At 67.2% G+C, this 16,557-nt stretch carries 15 protein-coding genes and 1 riboswitch; of the genes, 8 read left to right on the top strand and 7 right to left on the bottom strand.

Features of this window, described 5'->3' with window-relative positions; all coding sequences use genetic code 11:
• Positions 1-103: 103 nt before the first annotated feature.
• Positions 104-1,357 (bottom strand): GAF domain-containing protein, encoded by a 1,254-nt coding sequence (locus OHA40_RS13905; RefSeq protein WP_330233463.1) that lies wholly within the window; start codon positions 1,355-1,357, stop codon positions 104-106.
• A gap of 203 nt (positions 1,358-1,560) precedes the next feature.
• Between OHA40_RS13905 and OHA40_RS13900 the strand changes: the two genes are divergently transcribed.
• Positions 1,561-2,364: an alpha/beta fold hydrolase gene (locus OHA40_RS13900; protein ID WP_330233462.1), complete on the top strand. Its 804-nt coding sequence runs from the start codon at positions 1,561-1,563 to the stop codon at positions 2,362-2,364.
• Positions 2,365-2,424: 60 nt separating this feature from the next.
• Here OHA40_RS13900 and OHA40_RS13895 read toward each other — a convergent pair whose 3' ends face one another.
• From OHA40_RS13895 to OHA40_RS13885, 3 genes are all read right to left on the bottom strand, one after another.
• Complete coding sequence (locus OHA40_RS13895; protein ID WP_330234163.1) at positions 2,425-3,639, bottom strand: O-succinylhomoserine sulfhydrylase; 1,215 nt, start codon at positions 3,637-3,639, stop codon at positions 2,425-2,427.
• Between the two features lie 46 nt (positions 3,640-3,685).
• A complete protein-coding gene (locus OHA40_RS13890) occupies positions 3,686-4,102 on the bottom strand; it encodes a rhodanese-like domain-containing protein (RefSeq protein WP_330233461.1) in 417 nt (138 codons plus the stop codon).
• A 14-nt stretch (positions 4,103-4,116) separates the two neighbouring features.
• Positions 4,117-4,233: riboswitch (SAM riboswitch) on the bottom strand.
• 63 nt (positions 4,234-4,296) lie between these two features.
• Positions 4,297-4,746 (bottom strand): Rv0361 family membrane protein, encoded by a 450-nt coding sequence (locus OHA40_RS13885; RefSeq protein ID WP_330233460.1) that lies wholly within the window; start codon positions 4,744-4,746, stop codon positions 4,297-4,299.
• A gap of 489 nt (positions 4,747-5,235) precedes the next feature.
• Between OHA40_RS13885 and OHA40_RS13880 the strand changes: the two genes are divergently transcribed.
• Positions 5,236-6,588 (top strand): FAD-dependent oxidoreductase, encoded by a 1,353-nt coding sequence (locus OHA40_RS13880; protein WP_442944045.1) that lies wholly within the window; start codon positions 5,236-5,238, stop codon positions 6,586-6,588.
• Between the two features lie 85 nt (positions 6,589-6,673).
• Positions 6,674-7,549 (top strand): amidohydrolase family protein, encoded by an 876-nt coding sequence (locus OHA40_RS13875; protein ID WP_330233458.1) that lies wholly within the window; start codon positions 6,674-6,676, stop codon positions 7,547-7,549.
• Between the two features lie 143 nt (positions 7,550-7,692).
• Here the strand turns inward: OHA40_RS13875 and OHA40_RS13870 are convergent, their stop codons facing one another.
• Complete coding sequence (locus OHA40_RS13870) at positions 7,693-8,175, bottom strand: DUF456 domain-containing protein (RefSeq protein ID WP_330233457.1); 483 nt, start codon at positions 8,173-8,175, stop codon at positions 7,693-7,695.
• Between the two features lie 141 nt (positions 8,176-8,316).
• On the opposite strand from OHA40_RS13870, the gene OHA40_RS13865 reads away from it, so the two are divergent.
• Both OHA40_RS13865 and OHA40_RS13860 read left to right on the top strand, forming a co-directional pair.
• Complete coding sequence (locus tag OHA40_RS13865) at positions 8,317-8,946, top strand: type 1 glutamine amidotransferase family protein (protein ID WP_330233456.1); 630 nt, start codon at positions 8,317-8,319, stop codon at positions 8,944-8,946.
• 247 nt (positions 8,947-9,193) lie between these two features.
• Positions 9,194-9,649, top strand: a complete 456-nt coding sequence (locus OHA40_RS13860; protein ID WP_330233455.1) for a MarR family winged helix-turn-helix transcriptional regulator — start codon at positions 9,194-9,196, stop codon at positions 9,647-9,649.
• 102 nt (positions 9,650-9,751) lie between these two features.
• On the opposite strand, the gene OHA40_RS13855 is transcribed toward OHA40_RS13860, so the two are convergent.
• The gene (locus tag OHA40_RS13855) at positions 9,752-10,510 is read right to left on the bottom strand and encodes an HAD-IIA family hydrolase (RefSeq protein WP_442944044.1); all 759 of its coding nucleotides are present in this window, start codon (positions 10,508-10,510) and stop codon (positions 9,752-9,754) included.
• A 305-nt stretch (positions 10,511-10,815) separates the two neighbouring features.
• Between OHA40_RS13855 and fgd the strand changes: the two genes are divergently transcribed.
• On the top strand, positions 10,816-11,826 hold the full coding sequence (fgd, locus tag OHA40_RS13850) for a glucose-6-phosphate dehydrogenase (coenzyme-F420) (RefSeq protein WP_330233453.1): 1,011 nt from the start codon (positions 10,816-10,818) through the stop codon (positions 11,824-11,826).
• Between the two features lie 453 nt (positions 11,827-12,279).
• On the opposite strand, the gene OHA40_RS13845 is transcribed toward fgd, so the two are convergent.
• Positions 12,280-12,786 carry a nitroreductase family deazaflavin-dependent oxidoreductase gene (locus OHA40_RS13845; protein WP_330233452.1) on the bottom strand — a complete coding sequence of 169 codons (507 nt, stop codon included), beginning with the start codon at positions 12,784-12,786 and terminating at the stop codon, positions 12,280-12,282.
• Between the two features lie 115 nt (positions 12,787-12,901).
• On the opposite strand from OHA40_RS13845, the gene pta reads away from it, so the two are divergent.
• Together pta and OHA40_RS13835 are read left to right on the top strand one after the other, a co-directional pair.
• Complete coding sequence (pta, locus tag OHA40_RS13840; RefSeq protein WP_330233451.1) at positions 12,902-14,974, top strand: phosphate acetyltransferase; 2,073 nt, start codon at positions 12,902-12,904, stop codon at positions 14,972-14,974.
• A 156-nt stretch (positions 14,975-15,130) separates the two neighbouring features.
• Entirely contained in the window at positions 15,131-16,351 is a 1,221-nt protein-coding gene (locus OHA40_RS13835) for an acetate kinase (protein WP_330233450.1), read from the top strand.
• The last annotated feature ends 206 nt before the right edge of the window (positions 16,352-16,557 follow it).

Below are 16,557 nucleotides of genomic sequence, written 5' to 3'. Positions count from 1 at the left end.
CCAGAGCTCCATCCGTCACGCCTCCCGCCCAGCGCTGGTGCCGAGATGAATTGTGGCCCTTGGACTTGGCCACTCGGTCCTCATCATTGGGAATGGAGATCGACTACGTCATCGACGGGTGAACAGAAGCCAAAAGGTGGTGCAGTCGCTCGCGTATCCGCCGAACACCGGGTGCCTTGGATCCCGGCAGCAAAGGCCCCGGATATCTGCCGTGCAGATCGCCCACGACACCCTGCGCGACGTCCGCTTCCAATTGGCGGAAATCGGCCCGGATTCGGCTGTCGAGCCGATAGGGGTCCGACGAGAGGCGATATCCGAATATTCGTCGAAGCCGGGTGAGCTCCGCGCGTACCGTCACGGTTTTTCCGTTGTTTCCGTACAGTTCCTCGGCCAATACCGCGGCGGTCAGTCCATCGGGATTGGCGAGCAGGAGCACCACCAGCTCGCTGTGCCGGAGACTGAGGTCATGGACCACCCCATCCATCCACAGCACGGCGCGATGACGTCCCAGCGCACTCACTCGCGGGGCTTGTTCGCCGGAATACCTCTTGGGCAGTGCGTAGACGGAAAACGGTCCACCCGGCGCGAGTCGCTCGAGCACGACGCGCCGCCCATCGGGTAGTTCGGTTTCCCCCTCGGACAGCGGTGCGGGCCAGATCGCGGGCAGCCACCCAGGCGGAGACGCATGCAACAACCGGCCCTCGTGCGATAGCAGTGCGCAGTGGTCGCCGACGCGGCTGAGGATTCGATCGAGGTAGCGGGTCCGTATTTCCGCATCGCGCTGCCGGGTGAGTTCGCGCAGATGCGCCTCGGCGAGCCGTGCCGCTGTCGCAACCAGCGGCAGCGCAAGCGGACTCGTGTTGCGGAGCTTGCAGGTGACGTCGACGACGCCGATCACGGCTCCGCTGACCGGGTCCCGGATCGGCGCGGCCGAGCAGGTGAAATCCGCGGCGACCGATAGGTAGTGTTCGGTGCCGCGGACTTGGAAGGCCCGCCCGAGAGTCAGGGCGGTGCCGACACCATTGGTGCCCGCCTCGGCCTCGTGCCAGCGTGCTCCAGGGACGAGATTGGCCCGCTCCGCCCCCCTTCGGGCCGCGGCATCGCCCTGCACCCACAGCAAATGGCCATCCGCATCGCCGCCGAACAGCACGTGGCCCGGCTCGAACGCCGCACTCTCCAGGCTCGCGAACAGCACCGGCCACACCGAGGCCATCCGATGGTCCCTGCGCCAGGTCCTGACCTCGTCTCCGTTCAGACCGACATCCGGGAGATGCCGGTCCGGATGCAGGCCGCGACGTTGGGCGCGATCCCATGAGGCGCGCACGTCGGCGCGCATCAAGTGCGTCTGCTTTGTCACCAAGTGCGTTTGCCTCGTGATATTCCGGCCGGTGCTCGCCGCGCGAGTCATGGCTTCCGGACCAGACTAGGCAGGTCGACGTCCACCTGACAACGGGTTGTCTTGCGCTGCAACGTCTATGCAACCCCCACTCGTCAGCTTGGCCGCGTGACCGCCGACACGCCATCGTGTGAGCACCACTTGTCCTGAGCTGGAGGTTGTCGATGCCCTACCTGGAATTGCCGGACGGCGTGCCGATGTACTACGAGGATCACGGCGCCGGTCGTCCCGTCGTGCTCATTCACGGCTGGACGATGAACACCACCTTCTGGGCACAGAACGTGCCCGCTCTGGCAGAAGGGAATCGGGTCATCAACGTCGACCTGCGCGGGCACGGCGCGTCCGGCAAGACCGAGGACGGTCACACCCTCGCGCAGTACGCACGGGACATCCGCAGTCTGCTCGACCATCTCTCGCTCGACGACGTGGCCCTCGTGGGCTGGTCGATGGGCGCCGCGGTGATTTTCGCCTACGTCGAGCAGTTCGGGTGCGAGAAGCTGCGATCGGTGGCATTCGTCGATCAGTCACCGCGTTTCCTCGACGGGGAAGGGTGGGACTTCCCGCTCCAAGGCGGCTACAGCCAGACCGACCTCGCGGTGTTCGTGCAGGCGGTGCGGCACGCCCGCCCGTTGGTGATCAAGCCGTTCATCGCCGCCTGCTTCGCGGAAGAACCGTCCGACGAGGTGATCGATGCGGTGTACGCGGAGACCACCAAGATGCCGACGTCGGCGGCATGCGCCATCTGGTACGACATGGCCTTCTCGGACTTCCGGCCGGTGCTGCCGCAGATCACCGTGCCGGCACTGCTGGTCTACGGAGGGCAGAGCAAGATCTTCCCCGGTCCACTCGATGTATGGATCGCCGCGCGGGTGCCGAACGCCAAGGTGGTGCGCTTCGAGCGCAGCGGGCACGTGCCGTTCTCCGAGGAACCCGAGGCCTTCAACGAAGTCCTGGCCGAGTTCCTGTGATGTCTCGACGTCTCGCGGCGTGACTTGTCGCCCCTCTCCCGTACCGGCTCGCCGAGCCGGTCAGGAGAGGGCTTGGTCGAGATCGTTCAGGAGGTCTTCCACGTCTTCGAGGCCCACTGAGATACGGACGACGCCGTCGGACAGGCCGATGGTGGCGCGGCCTTCCGGGCCCATGGCGCGGTGGGTGGTGGTGGCGGGGTGGGTGATCAAGGTCTTGGCGTCGCCGAGGTTGTTGGAGATGTCGATGACGCGCAATCGGTTCAGGATCTCGAAAGCGCGCTTCTTCGCCTCGTTTTCCGGCGCGTTCAGCTCGAAGGTGACCACGGTGCCGCCCGCGCTCATCTGGCTGGTGGCCAGTGTGTGCTGTGGATGCGACTCCAGGAAGGGGTATTTCACCCAGCTGACGGCCTTGTTGCCCTCCAGGAAGCGGGCGATCCGCAATGCGGAATCGGCCGAATGGCGCACCCGCAGCGGCATCGTCTCCAGCCCCTTGAGGAGCGTCCACGCATTGAACGGGCTCAGCGCCGGACCGGTATGGCGCATGAGCGTTTTCACCGGGCCGTCGATGTAGTCCTTGGCGCCGAGAATCGCGCCGCCGAGCACCCGGCCTTGCCCGTCGATGTGCTTGGTGCCGGAGTACACCACCACGTCGGCGCCGAGCTCGAAGCCACGCTGCAGAAGAGGCGTAGCGAAGACGTTGTCCAGTACCACTTTCGCGCCCGCGGCATGGGCCAGCTCGGTTACCCGGCGCACGTCGACCAGTGTCTGCATCGGATTGGCGGGCGTCTCGAAAAACACCGCCTCGGTCGGCACCGACAGCGCCTGCTCCCACTGATCGAGATCCTCGCCGTCGACGAAGACGGTTTCCACGCCCCAGCGCGGCAGGATCTCGTTGCACACCATGAAGCAGGAGCCGAACAGACTGCGCGCGGCCACCAGCCGGTCACCGGCGCCGAGCAGAGCTCCCAGCGCGGTGAACACGGCCGACATGCCGCTCGCTGTCGCGAAACACGCTTCCGCGCCGTCGATCAGCCGCATCCGCTCCTCGAACATCGCGACCGTCGGATTGCCGTAGCGGGAGTAGACGAAATGCTCGACCTCGCCGGTGAACGCGGCCTCGGCGGCTTCCGCGCTCTGGTAGACGAAGCCGGAGGTCAGGTAGAGCGCCTCGGCGGTCTCCTCGAAACCGGAGCGCCGCAGTCCGCCCCGCACACCGAGTGTCGCGGGACCGACGCCCTCGGGCAGTGGCTTGTCGAACGCGCCGCCGGTGATCACGACCGACGCCCGTCGGCAGAGCCGCGCGGGCAGGCCTGCCACGCGCTCACGACTGCCGCCAGGGCAGCCCTAGGGCACGCCAGCCGGAGCCGCCGCGGTGCCCGAACTCGTCGAGCGGACCTTCGAAGCCTTCCAGCACGTTGTAGGAGGTGCGGTAGCCCGCCGATGTGGCGGTGATCGCCGCGCCGACCGAACGCTGGCCGGAGCGACACAGGAACACGACCGGCGCCTCCGGGGCGTGGTCGGCGAGCGCCTGCCGCAACTGCTCGACGAACGCCTCGTTGCGCGCGCCGGTGGAATCGACCCACTCGATCAGCACGGTCGGCCGCTCGATCGAACTCGTGTCGGGTACGCCGACGAACTTCCATTCGGCTTCCGTGCGCACGTCCACGAGAACGGCTTCGGGGTTGTCGCGCAACAGTTCCCATGCCTGTTGCGGGGTGATGTCACCGGCGTAACTCATCTGCTCCTCCTGCGAATCCGCACTTGCCGCGTCCGGGATCGGAGCACGGCCAGGTCGTCACCCGGAGCACCCCACCGCGGAGGAGGGTTGCCGACCAGTAATGCCGGGGCTTGACACTGGCTCTCATGACCTTCGACTGAGATTGCACCGACCCGGGTCACCGTGTCAAACGACTGTTCGCAGTGCGAGAACGCTCAGGTGCAGACCAGCCACCGGTCATCGGATCTGGTGAGGTTCCACGTCCTGGTCGTCTCCGTGCCGTCCGCCTTCGTGGTCACGGTCGCCTTGCCCTTGTCGCCATCCACCATCGCGTTGTCGATTTTCGTGATCTCGACGGACTTTCCGGCGCCGGACTGTCCGGCCAGCGGTGAACGGGCGGCGTCGAAGCCCTGGCATGCGGCGCCGGGCGGCGGCACGGTGCCGGTGCGATTGGCGCCCTCGACGAAGTTGTGGACGGCCGCGGCGATGCGGTCGGCTTCTGTGACATTTTTCTCAGCGGGCGACAACACCCCGCCGAGCACGATCGCGATGAGCACGATCACCGCGACCACCGCGGCCGCGATGAACGGGACCATGGACCGCTTGTCGGTCTGATCGACCCGGATGATGTCGTCCTCGCCCGCGGTCGGCTGCTGCTCGGTCATGGGTCGATGATCCCTGGTCGGCGCGGGTATCGAGCGCGCGGCCCCGGAGCAGGCGGTCGGCTGTGCCCGCCCGGGACCCGGCGGGCGCTATAGGTTGCGCGGGAGCGGGTACGCACCGATTGTGATAGTCGATGACATCCACCGAGTTCACGCACCGGACCTCCGGCGGTATCGAGCGTCCCGATAGAATCGCGGGACGGCGGCCTGCTGTCATAGCGAATCGGCAGCTCATCGCCGCGGCGAACGGGGCACCGTGCAGCCACGAGCCGGCAACGCCGGCAACCGCACCGGAGGGGTGCGACCGAGCCGGTGCGTCAACTTAGCCTAAGCTAAGCCAGACGTCATTAATTGTTTCGACCATAAGGGTGCGCGTAAGAGATGACCGAACAGAGTGCAGTATCGGATGGCGGTGTTCGCGAGCCCTCCGCGGTGACGCAGGCTTCCTCCTCCGGGCCTGACGCGCACACCGCGACGCCCCGCCCGCTCCGCATCGCGATCGTGGGCGCCGGACCGGCCGGGATCTACGCCGCCGACGCCTTGATGAAGTCCGATGCCGAGGTGAGTATCGACCTGTTCGAGCGCATGCCTGCGCCGTTCGGGCTGATCCGCTACGGCGTCGCGCCCGACCACCCGCGGATCAAGGGCATCATCACCGCGCTGCACAAGGTGCTGGACAAGCCGCAGGTGCGGCTGCTGGGCAACATCGACTACGGCACCGACATCACCCTCGATGACCTGCGCGCCTTCTACGACGCGGTGATCTTCTCCACCGGCGCCAACGCCGACCGCGCGCTGCCCATCCCCGGCATCGACCTGGACGGCTCCTACGGCGCCGCGGACTTCGTATCCTGGTACGACGGCCACCCCGACGTGCCGCGCTCCTGGCCGCTGGACGCGCAGAAGGTCGCCGTCCTCGGCGTCGGCAACGTCGCCCTGGACGTGGCCCGTGTGCTGGCCAAGACCGGCGACGAACTGCTGCCCACCGAGATCCCGCCGAACGTCTACCACGGCCTGAAGGACAACAAGGCCCTCGAGGTCCACGTCTTCGGCCGCCGCGGCCCCGCCCAGGCCAAGTTCACCCCGCTGGAACTGCGCGAACTCGACCACTCCCCGACCATCGAGGTCATCGTCGACCCCGCCGACATCGACTACGACGAAGGCTCCGAAGCCGCGCGCAGGCATTCCAAGCAGGTCGACATGGTCGCCAACACCCTCGAGCAGTGGGCCATCCGCGATGCCGGTAACCGGCCGCACAAGCTGTTCCTGCACTTCTTCGAGTCCCCCGCCGAGGTGCTCGGCGACAACGGCAAGGTCGTCGGCCTGCGCACCGAACGCACCCAGCTCGATGGCACCGGCAACGTCAAGGGCACCGGCGTCTACAAGGACTGGGACGTGCAGGCGGTCTACCGCGCCGTCGGCTACCTGTCGCAGAACATCAGCAACCTGCCCTTCGACGACCAAGCCGGCACCGTACCCAACGAAGCCGGCCGCGTGATCGCCGACGAGAACGCCGACGGCGCCGAACGCTACCTGCCCGCCACCTACGTGACCGGCTGGATCAAACGCGGCCCGGTCGGCCTGATCGGCCACACCAAGGGCGACGCCAACGAAACCATCGCCTGCCTGCTCGACGACGCCCCCCGCTTCACCCCGGCCCAGCGGCCCGACCCCGAAGCCGTCACCGAGTTCCTCGAAGCCAAGGGCATCCCGTTCACCACCTGGGCCGGCTGGTACCGCCTCGACGCCCACGAACGCTCCCTCGGCGAACCCGAAGGCCGCGAACGCGTCAAGGTCGTCGAGCGCGAGGACATGCTGCGCGCCAGCGAACCGCACAAGGTCTGATCAACCCCGCGGCGACCGACTCCGCTGCCGCGGCAGCACCCACGTTGTGGCAGCGGAAAATCCGACACTGAGGCATTCTGTACAAGTGTTCGATGCCCACCTGCACATCTTCGACCCGCGGTTCCCGCTGGCCGAAAACGAGGGCTACCTGCCCGACCCGTTCACCATTGCCGACTACCGCAAGCGCATGTCGCGGTTCGACATCAGTGGTGGCGCCGTGGTCAGCGGGTCGTTCCAGGGCGCGGATCAGAGCTACCTGAAGGCCGCCCTCGCCGAGCTCGGCGAGGGCTGGGTCGGTGTCACCCGCCTCGACCTGGACGCCACCGACGAGGAGATCATCGAGCTGGACCGCATCGGCGTGCGCGCGCTGCGGTTCAACCTCAAACGCGCGGCCGCCGACATCACCGGCATGACGCTGCAAGCGCTGCGCGCGCACGAATTGGTCGGCTGGCACGTCGAGGTCTACATCGACGGCACGATGCTCGCCTCACTGCAACCCGTCATCTCCAAGCTGCCCGCGCTCTCGGTCGACCATCTCGGTATGTCCGAGGAGGGGCTGCCATTCCTGCTCGATCTCGTCGACCGCGGGGCGCGGGTCAAGGCAACGGGTTTCGGCCGGGTCGCGATGAACGTCGCCGACACGCTGCGCCGCATTCACGCGGTGAACCCCGAAGCGCTCATGTTCGGCACCGATCTGCCCGGTACCCGAGCGGGGCGACCGTTCGAGGACTCGGACGTCGACCTGATCTGTGACGTGGTCGGCACCGACATGTACGCGGTGCTGGAGGACAACGCGCGCGCCTTCTACCGGCTTCCTGCCCGCGAGCGGACCGTCACCACCGACCCGGCCCCGACGCTGCCGCTGTACCGCCCGGAACCGCCGACGCTCCGGCTGCGCCGCGACGAACTGCCCGGCAGCCGAGCCGGAGACACGATTCCGTTCCCCGCCATCGATCGGTAGCGCTCATGCCTCCGCCTCGCTGACGCTCGGCCCCGGCATGCGCGATGCGCGCTGTGCCGATGCTTCGCTCGCTGCGCTCGCTCATGCCTCCGCCTCGCTGACCCTCGGCCCCGGCATGCGCGCTGTGTTGATGCTTCGCTCGCTCAGGCGACGGTCGCGCCGACGATCCAGACCCCGGTGGCCAGCAGCGCGCCGAAGAGCTCGATGAGGATGGACAGGCCGACACCTTTCAGCGCGTGAATCGTTGCCCGCCATGCCTGTTGGTTGCCGCGCAGCCGATGGAGTTCCGAAAGGTACACGCCGAGAACGAAACCGACGAACAGGCCGACGACGGGGATCACGAAGAAGCCGACGATACCGAGAATCGCGCCGAGCAAGATCGCGCGATTGGACACCCCGGCTTCCTTCATCTTGCGTCCCGGCCAGGTGTACTTGACGACCCCGGAAAGTGCCAGCAGCAATGTGCTGATCGCGAACACGGTCCACGCGGTCGCTCCACCGGTCATGAACGCCCAGACGGCGATGGCGCCGAAGATCAGGATGACCCCCGGCAGGATCGGTACGACGATTCCGATGAGGCCGACCAGGATCACCAGGCCGACGACGACCTCACCCCACACGCTCATGGACGGTTCCTCCGCTTCTCGCGAATCTCGCGCTGCTGGGATTCTGGCGCACCTGCCCGGCCCGCGCATGGCGGGTTCTGAAAATGGCGAGGTCGCGGTAAGTTATTGACAGCATGCTGTCGAATATGACAGGGTACTGTCATGATCACGAAGACAGTGCACATGGCCGTTTACGACACTCTCGCCGACTGGGAGGTGGGCGCGGCCACCGCGCACATCAACAAGCCGAGCTGGCATCGGGAGCCGGGAACGTGGCAGGTCAAGACGGTCGGGCCGACCGCGGAGCCGATCACGACGATGGGCGGGATGCGCATCGTGCCGGATGTCGTGCTCGCCGATCTCACGCCCGCCGACAGCGCGATGCTGATCCTGCCCGGCTCGGAGACCTGGATGGGGCCGGAGCTGGATCCGTTCGGGGAGAAGGCGCGCGAGTTCGTGGCGGCGGGCGTTCCCGTCGCGGCGATCTGCGGCGCGACCTACGGCCTGGCCAAACAAGGTCTGCTCGATTCTCGCAAGCACACCAGCAACGTCGCGGAATTCCTGCTCTACAGCGGGTATTCGGGTGCCGAGCACTATGTCGAGCAGTCTGCGGTCACCGACGGCGACGTGATCACGGCCAGCGCGAGCGCGCCGTTCGAATTCGCGCGTGAAGTGCTGGGCAGGCTCGGCGTGTACGAGCCGCATGTGCTGGACGGCTGGTACCGGTTGTTCGCGCACGCCGATCCGGAAGGATGGGCGGTGCTCGAGGCGTACGACGCGCAGCAGGCATGAGCGAGCGTAGCGAGCGAACGATGGACACAGCCGAGCACTCGCTCGTGTCGGAGCCGAGCGTCAGCGAGGTGGAGGCATGAGCGAGCGTAGCGAGCGAACGATGGGCACAGCCGAGCAGCGAACCGAGACACAGCGCCCCGTCGCGGACGACGGAGCCGAGCGTCGGCGAGGCGCGGTCGGGAGCAACGGTCGGTCGGCGATCCCGTGTATCGGCCGGGTCGCCGACCCGGGCGTCGGGAGGTGAAGCATGGGCGGTGAGCAGGAGTTGTTCGCCAAGGCGGCGATCACGTCGTTTCGTTTGAACGGCCAGTTCCTCGCGGTGGCCGAGGAACTGGCGCGACCGGCGGGTTTGACCGCTGCCTGGTGGCAGGTGCTCGGCGCGGTACTGCACGCGCCGTTGCCCGTCGCGGGGATCGCCCGCGAAATGGGCATCACCCGCCAGAGCGTGCAGCGCATCGCGGATCTTTTGGTGGACAAGGGACTTGCCGAATACCGGCCCAATCCCGCCCATCGCCGCGCGAAACTCGTCGCAGTCACCGAAGCAGGCCTTGCCGCGGTCCGGCGCATCAACCCGCAACACGCGGTGATGTCCGAACGCCTTGCGGCCGAACTCGGCCCCCAACAGCTCGCACTGACCGTCGATGTGCTCACGAAGCTCTCCGCCGCCATGGACGCGATCACCGCACAGGACGACCAGCTCTGAATGTGTCGGAAAGAATGCACCCGACGAACACGATGCGATAGCCCCCTGTGCATCCGGTATCGACAGGTTGCTTCCTGCTTCGATGACGGACGCAGCGACCGATCAGGCCGTGAACGGGGACTTGGTCTTTCCGATCAGGTCCGCGACGGATTCCACCACCATGGTCGGGCGGTATGGATATGCCTCGAAGGACGCGCGAGTGGAGATGCCGGAGGTGACCAGGATGGTGCGCATGCCCGCTTCCAGGCCGGAGATGACGTCGGTGTCCATCCGGTCGCCGATCATCACGGTCGACTGGGAGTGGGCGCCGATGCGGCGCAGCGCGGAACGCATCATCAGTGGGTTCGGCTTGCCGACGTAGTACGGCTCGCGGCCGGTGGCGCGGGTGATCAGCGCGGCCACCGACCCGGTCGCGGGAAGTGAGCCCTCGCGGGAAGGGCCGGTCGGGTCGGGGTTGGTCGCGATGAAGCGGGCACCACGCTCGACCAGCCGGATCGCGGTGGTGATCGCCTCGAAGGAGTAGGTCCGGGTCTCGCCGAGCACTACGTAATCCGGTTGGCTGTCGGTGAGCACATAGCCGATCTCGTGCAGTGCGGTGGTGAGTCCGGATTCGCCCACTACGTAAGCGGTTCCGTTGGGGCGCTGGTCGTTCAGGAAAGTGGCGGTGGCCAGCGCGGAGGTCCAGATCGCCTCCTCCGGGATGTCGAGTCCGGTGTGCCGCAGCCGCGCCTGGAGATCCCGTGGTGTGCGGATCGAGTTGTTCGTCAGCACCAGGAACGGCGTCTCGTTGGCACGCAGCTCGGCGAGGAACTCGTCGGCGCCGGGTATGAGATGGTCCTCGTGCACCAGCACCCCGTCCATATCGGTCAGGTAGGACAGGATCGGTTCATCTTCTGGGGTCACGCGGCCATTATCCGCTATCGGCCCGCAACCGAAACGGGAACGATCAAGACCGGCCTGCCGCTCGCCTCCGGTACGGCAATCGCCGACGAAATACCCCGCCCCGGCCACGGCGTTCTCTTGCTGAGGCACGGTCCGGCGGGAGCAGCACCGGGCGACGACGAAGATCATCCACGGCAGGCCGTCCGCACCACACGACGACCGGGTTGGCTACTGTCGAGGGCGGATCGCGATGGCGGCGAAACGATACGCGAGGAGCGTGGCAGATGAGCGAACTCAAGCTCGGATACAAGGCATCGGCGGAGCAGTTCGGCCCCCGTGAACTCGTGGAGATCGCGGTGCTGGCCGAGGAACACGGCCTGGACAGCGCCACCGTGAGCGACCACTTCCAGCCGTGGCGGCACAAGGGCGGGCACGCGCCGTTCTCGCTGGCCTGGATGGCGGCGGTCGGCGAGCGCACACAGCGCATCCAGCTGGGCACCTCGGTGCTCACTCCGACCTTTCGCTACAACCCCGCGGTGATCGCCCAGGCGTTTGCCACCATGGGCTGCCTGTACCCGGATCGCGTCATGCTCGGAGTCGGCACCGGTGAGGCGCTCAACGAGATCGCCACCGGATACTCCGGCGAATGGCCCGAATTCAAGGAGCGTTTCGCCCGCCTGCGCGAGGCGGTCGACCTGATGCGTGCGCTGTGGACCGGCGACCGCGTCGACTTCGCGGGCGAGTACTACAAGACCGTCGGCGCCTCCATCTACGACGTGCCCAAGGGCGGTATCCCGATCTACATCGCCGCGGGCGGTCCGCTGGTCGCGCGGTACGCCGGACGAGCGGGCGACGGCTTCATCTGCACCTCGGGCAAGGGCATGGACCTCTACACCGAGAAGCTGATGCCCGCGGTAGCCGAGGGCGCGGCGAAGGCAGGCCGCACCGTCGACGACATCGACCGGATGATCGAGATCAAGATCTCCTACGACACCGATCCGGAACTGGCGCTGGATAACACCCGCTTCTGGGCCCCGCTCTCGCTGACCGCGGAGCAGAAGCACAGCATCACCGACCCGATCGAGATGGAAGCCGCCGCCGACGCACTGCCGATCGAGCAGATCGCCAAGCGCTGGATCGTGGCCAGCGACCCCGACCAGGCCGTGGAGCAGATCAAGCCCTACCTCGACGCCGGGCTCAACCACCTCGTGTTCCACGCCCCCGGCCACGACCAGCGCCGTTTCCTCGATCTGTTCCAGCGCGACCTGGCCCCGCGCCTGCGCGCACTCGCCTGAGCCCCTCCGCACCTGCGGCACGCTCTGATAGCCCGAAGCTCTTTGTGAACAGCCGCAAAACGCGACCACAGCCGGTCGACCCCGCTGGAAGCCGACGGGTTCCGATCAACTGCGGGAGGTAAGCCGGGTACGGCACCCGACGCGCCCAGCACCGCCAGAGGAAAACGATGGTGGGCGGGCACTACTCGAAGCTGCGGGCAGAGCAGTCCCTGGCGATGCCCCTTAGTTGAGTACACCCTCCGTGTGTGTACCGGAGCAGTGCTGGGCGCGCTGGGTGCCGTACCCGGCTTACCTCCCGCCGTCGATCACGCATCCACAGCCCCAGCCCAGTCGACCGGCTGTGGTTGCGTTGCAGAACTGGAGCATCGAGCGGAGTCAAATGGCGGCTTCAGGGCAAGGAAAGCGCCGCCTTTTGACTACCGCCGATCTCATGAAAGCCTCTCAGCAGGTCGGTTACGCCCGGCGGAGGGCGAAGATGCGCAGGTCGCGGGTGGTGCGGGAGCGGTAGGTGGCGTAGGCGGCGGTGACTTCGACGAAGCGGCTGAAGATGGCGTCTTTGTCGGGTCCGTCGACCGGGGTGGCGGTCACGTCGATGCGTTCGCCTGCTATCGCTACGGTCGCAGTGGAGTTCGCCAGCAGATTGGCGGTCCAGGCGGGGTGGTGGGCCTGGCCGAAATTGCTGCCGATCACGTAGAGCGTGTCGCCGTCGTGCACGTAGAGCAGGGGCTGGGTGCGCGGCTGACCGGATTTGCGGCCGATGGAGGTGAGCAGGATGACGGGCGCGCCGATCGGGCCGAGCAGGGTGTACTTGGCGCCGGTGCGTTCCAGGATCGCCCGGTCCAGCGGGGTCAGCACGCGGATGAACCGGGAACCCGGCTTTGTCGCGGCCAATCTGCTTGCCGCACGGGCCAATAGGTTGGTTCTCGAACCCCACTGCCGATCCGGAAACTGCTCAGCCATGCCCGGACTATAGCGGTCGGACCGAGCCGGGGCGGGCAATGGTCGAAACCGTGCGTGCTCGGGGATCGATCGTGTGACCGAGTCCGATAGCCGCGTGTTCACTAAGCTCTCGGACATGGCCGACAACGCTCCATCAGCCGTCTACATCGCCTCTCCGGAAGGCGACACCGGCAAATCTACGGTGGCTCTAGGAGTACTTCAGATGCTGTGCGCCACCACGGCACGGGTCGGGGTGTTCCGGCCGATCACGCGCTCGACCACCGAGCCCGACTACATCCTGGAACTGCTGCTCGAGCACAGCACCGCGGATATCGACTACACACAGGCCATCGGCACGACCTACGAGCAGGTGCACGCCGACCCGGACGCGGCGATCAGCGAGATCGTCATGCGCTTCCATGAGGTCGCGAAGATGTGCGACGCCGTGGTGGTGGTCGGCAGCGACTACACCGACGTGGCCAGCCCCAGCGAGCTGCGGTTCAACGCCAGGATCGCGGTCAACCTGGGCGCACCGGTGTTGCTGGTGGTGCGCGGCGCGGGCCGCACTCCCGACGAGGTGAAGCAGCTGGCCGAACTGTGCGCGGCCGAGTTGTCCCATGAGCACGCGCAGTTGGTCGCCATCATCGCCAACCGCTGCGACCCGGAGCGGCTGGAGGAGGTTTGCGCCGCGCTGCGCGGGTTCGGCGCGCCGTCCTGGACGCTGCCCGAGGTCCCGCTGCTGATCGCGCCCACCATGGCCGAGCTGTGCGCGGCGATCGACGGCGAAATGTACAGCGGCGACCCAGAATTGCTGCATCGCGAGGCGCTGCGGATCATGGTCGGCGGTATGACGGCCGAACACATCCTGGAACGTCTGGAGGAGGGCGTCGTGGTGATCGCGCCGGGCGACCGGTCGGACGTTCTGCTCAGTGTCGTGAACGCGCATGAGGCGGAAGGCTTTCCGTCGCTGTCGGGCATCATCATGAACGGCGGCCTGCTGCCGCATCCCGCGGTCGCGCGGCTGATGACCGGACTCAAACCCAAGCTGCCCATCCTCACCACCGACCTCGGCACCTACGACACCGCGGGCGCGGCCTACCGCACCCGCGGCCGCATGTCCGCGGGCAGCCCCCGCAAGGTGGACACCGCACTGGCGTTGATGGAGGAGCATGTCGAAGCGGTGGAACTGCTGCGGCGCGTCGACGTTCCGCCCAGCTCGGTGATCACACCGCAGATGTTCGAATACCAGCTGATCGAGCGCGCGCAGGCCGACCGCAAACGCATCGTGCTGCCGGAGGGCGACGACGACCGCATTCTGCGCGCGGCGGGCCGGGTGCTCCAGCGCAAGGTCGCCGACCTGGTCATCCTCGGCGACGAGACCGCGGTGCGCGCCCGCGCCGCCGAACTCGGCGTGGACGTCTCCGCCGCACAGGTGCTCGACCCGCGCAGCTCCGGCTACCTGGACGAGTTCGCCGCCGAGTACGCGGAACTGCGCAAGCACAAGGGCATGACGCTGGAGCGAGCCCGCGAAACCGTGGCCGACATCTCGTATTTCGGCACCATGATGGTGTCTCGGGGGATTGCCGACGGGATGGTCTCCGGCGCCGCGCACACCACCGCGCATACCATCCGGCCGTCGTTGGAGATCATCAAGACGGTGCCCGGCGTCGCCACCGTGTCCAGCGTATTCCTCATGTGCTTGGCCGACCGGGTGCTCGCCTACGGCGACTGCGCGGTCGTGCCGGACCCGACCTCGCAGCAGCTGGCCGACATCGCGATCTCCTCCGCGGCGACCGCCGCCCGCTTCGGCATCGAACCCCGGGTGGCGATGCTGTCCTACTCGACCGGCGAATCCGGCAGTGGAGCGGACGTGGACAAGGTGCGCGTCGCGACGAAGCTGGTGCGCGAGCGCGGGCCGGAACTGCCGGTAGAGGGCCCGATTCAGTACGACGCCGCGATCGAACCGACCGTCGCCGACACCAAGCTGCCCGACTCCGAGGTGGCGGGCCGCGCGACCGTGTTCGTGTTTCCGGATCTGAATACCGGCAACAACACCTACAAAGCGGTGCAGCGTAGCGCGGGCGCCATCGCGATCGGACCTGTCCTGCAAGGTCTGCGCAAGCCGGTCAACGACTTGTCCCGGGGCGCCCTGGTAGCCGACATCGTCAACACCGTGGCGATCACTGCCATCCAGGCACAGGATGCGTGATGCGGACACTGTCCGCTCCGGCACACTCGCGGCGTCCGCGGAACAATCGCGTCGTGCACCTGGTTCCTGAGACACAGGAGACGTGATGAGGCACGATCGCGAACCGTCTTATCGCGCCGATCGGGAGCCGGCGTCCAGCATGTCGCAGGAGGCGTGATGAGCAAGGCGGCCGAGGATCTGGTGTTGGTGATCAACTCCGGCTCGTCGTCCATCAAATACCAACTCTTGGACCCGGAGTCGAGCGCGGTAGCCGCGTCCGGGATCGTAGAGCGGATCGGCGAGGACGTCGGGAGGATCGAGCATCACGACGACGGCGAGACCTCCGAGCGTCCCGGGCGGATCGCCGACCATACCGCCGGGCTGCGCCTGATCTTCGAGGCATTCGCCGCGACGGGACACGACTTGGTGCGGGAGGGGGTGCGCGCGGTCGGCCATCGTGTGGTGCACGGCGGCGAGGTGTTCTATCAGCCCACACTGATCGATGACGCCGTCGTCGCCGCGATCTCCGAGCTCTCCGTGCTTGCGCCGCTGCACAATCCGGCCAATCTGGCCGGAATCGAGAGCGCACGTGGACTATTGCCCGGAGTACCGCAGGTCGCCGTGTTCGACACCGCGTTCTTCCACAGCTTGCCCGCCGCTGCGAAGACCTACGCGATCGACGCCGAAGTCGCCGCCGCCCACGGCATCCGGAAGTACGGATTCCACGGCACATCGCACGAGTACGTGTCCGGCCGCGTCGCCGAGCTGCTCGAGCGCGATCCCGCCGAGCTGAACCAGATCGTCTTCCACCTGGGCAACGGCGCTTCGGCCTCGGCTCTCCGCGGCGGTCGCCCGATCGATACCACGATGGGCCTCACGCCGCTGGAAGGTCTGGTGATGGGTACCAGGTCGGGTGATCTCGATCCCGGCATCGTGCCGCACCTGGTCCGGTCGGCGCACCTGGACATCGACCAGGTCGACACCCTGCTCAACCGGGATTCCGGCATCAAAGGCCTGTCCGGCGTCAACGACTTCCGCGAGTTGCAGCGCCTCATCGAGCGTGGGGACCGGGCCGCCCGGCTCGCCTACGACGTGTACATCCACCGGCTACGCCGCTACCTCGGTGCGTACCTGATCGAACTCGGCGGCGTCGACGCGATCACCTTCACCGCCGGGGTGGGCGAGAACAGCCCGCAGGTGCGTGCTGATGCCCTGGCGGATCTCGCTCCCTTCGGTATCGAAGTCGACCCGGCGGCCAATACGGCGAAAGATCGTTCCGCCCGGCGCATCTCCCCGCCCGGCGCGCGGGTCGCGGTGCTGGTGGTGCCGACCAACGAGGAGCTGGCGATCGCGCGGGCGGCGGTGCAGGTGGTTGCCGACCATCGCAGCCGACCTTGATTCATGTCGGGCCGGGATGTCCGTGGCCCCGATCAGGGTGACCGCAGCGGCGGATCATCTGAATCACGTCGGCGATGGTGCTTCCGGCCGTGGCCGGTCGCCGATCGACCTGCTAGATGTACCCGGCCACGACGTTGGTCGCATCGCAGCGATAGGACCGGATTCATGGACTCGGCTTGACCCTCACGTTGCGTGAGGGTGGATGG

The organism is Nocardia sp. NBC_00508, from assembly GCF_036346875.1.
Taxonomy (GTDB): Bacteria; Actinomycetota; Actinomycetes; order Mycobacteriales; family Mycobacteriaceae; genus Nocardia.
Note: the sequence above shows the minus strand (reverse complement) of the source record. Positions and strands in the feature narration are given on the sequence as shown.

Bases quoted from the DNA above. Each gene is read 5' to 3' on its own strand.
- fgd (WP_330233453.1), top strand. From the start codon at position 10,816: ATGAGCGAACTCAAGCTCGGATACAAGGCATCGGCGGAGCAGTTCGGC.
- OHA40_RS13835 (WP_330233450.1), top strand. From the start codon at position 15,131: ATGAGCAAGGCGGCCGAGGATCTGGTGTTGGTGATCAACTCCGGCTCG.
- OHA40_RS13890 (WP_330233461.1), bottom strand. From the start codon at position 4,102: ATGAGTTACGCCGGTGACATCACCCCGCAACAGGCATGGGAACTGTTG.
- OHA40_RS13865 (WP_330233456.1), top strand. From the start codon at position 8,317: ATGATCACGAAGACAGTGCACATGGCCGTTTACGACACTCTCGCCGAC.
- OHA40_RS13860 (WP_330233455.1), top strand. From the start codon at position 9,194: ATGGGCGGTGAGCAGGAGTTGTTCGCCAAGGCGGCGATCACGTCGTTT.
- OHA40_RS13870 (WP_330233457.1), bottom strand. From the start codon at position 8,175: ATGAGCGTGTGGGGTGAGGTCGTCGTCGGCCTGGTGATCCTGGTCGGC.
- OHA40_RS13855 (WP_442944044.1), bottom strand. From the start codon at position 10,510: ATGGACGGGGTGCTGGTGCACGAGGACCATCTCATACCCGGCGCCGAC.
- pta (WP_330233451.1), top strand. From the start codon at position 12,902: ATGGCCGACAACGCTCCATCAGCCGTCTACATCGCCTCTCCGGAAGGC.
- OHA40_RS13885 (WP_330233460.1), bottom strand. From the start codon at position 4,746: ATGACCGAGCAGCAGCCGACCGCGGGCGAGGACGACATCATCCGGGTC.
- OHA40_RS13845 (WP_330233452.1), bottom strand. From the start codon at position 12,786: ATGGCTGAGCAGTTTCCGGATCGGCAGTGGGGTTCGAGAACCAACCTA.
- OHA40_RS13900 (WP_330233462.1), top strand. From the start codon at position 1,561: ATGCCCTACCTGGAATTGCCGGACGGCGTGCCGATGTACTACGAGGAT.